Source organism: Candidatus Schmidhempelia bombi str. Bimp, from assembly GCF_000471645.3.
Lineage (GTDB): Bacteria > Pseudomonadota > Gammaproteobacteria > Enterobacterales > Orbaceae > Utexia > Utexia bombi.
This window is the reverse complement of record NZ_AWGA01000110.1, coordinates 1-745: the sequence shown is the minus strand read 5'-3', so window position 1 is coordinate 745 and position 745 is coordinate 1. Positions and strand designations below refer to the sequence as shown.

The 745-nt window shown below is 36.4% G+C and carries 1 protein-coding gene; it reads left to right on the top strand.

From position 1 onward, the window contains the following. Positions 1-351: 351 nt before the first annotated feature. Positions 352-745 (top strand): hypothetical protein (locus O970_RS09225; RefSeq protein WP_133459412.1); only part of this gene is annotated, 394 nt, incomplete at its 3' end.

The following is a 745-nucleotide window of genomic DNA, read 5'->3' as shown; positions in this document are numbered from 1 at the left end:
TGAATTGATTCCGCCTTCAGGAAAACCAGTACTTGATGAGCAAGCAGAGAAAAAATAATTGCTTAAATCAAAACTTCAATATTAATTATTTAAGTTATTTGATTAAGTAAGCTAATGATAATGGCGGTCAAATGATGATCGCCATCTTTATTTTCAGCTATTTTATAAACTAGGGGCGTATAGGTTTTCAGGGGCAGATGAAGTGTATTTACAAATACGCTACTGGCCGCAAGGCAAGACGCCTAAAAATGGCAATAATAAGGCTGAAGCAGTGAAACCTTTACTGATGTTTTATACGTATAAACACCAGCAATAACGCTTTAATAGATAAAAATAATTGAGAGGAAAAAGATGAACAAGTTAACCCAACTTATCACGATAGGCTTAGTCGCCAGTATATTGTGTGGCTGTTATAACAAAGGGCAGCTAAAAACCATGATCCAAAATGGTTATGATGAAGCACGGGCTGTGACTAAAGCGAAAGGTGATTTTTGTTTATATTTAGGGGCAGTAAAGTTTCCTTATACTGATGAGCCTGTATTAGAAGATGATGATCAATGGACAGTCTGGAATAAGGGGAAATTATCAAGATCACTTCCCTTATTTGCTCATATCGGTTTATTAACCCGTGAGCCAGTGGCAGGGCAGCCGGGGATTTATCATTATGATTTAACCGATTTAGGGCGAGAATATCAACATCTTTTTCCTGAAGAATCGTTATTTACTGATACTCTTTATCATAATG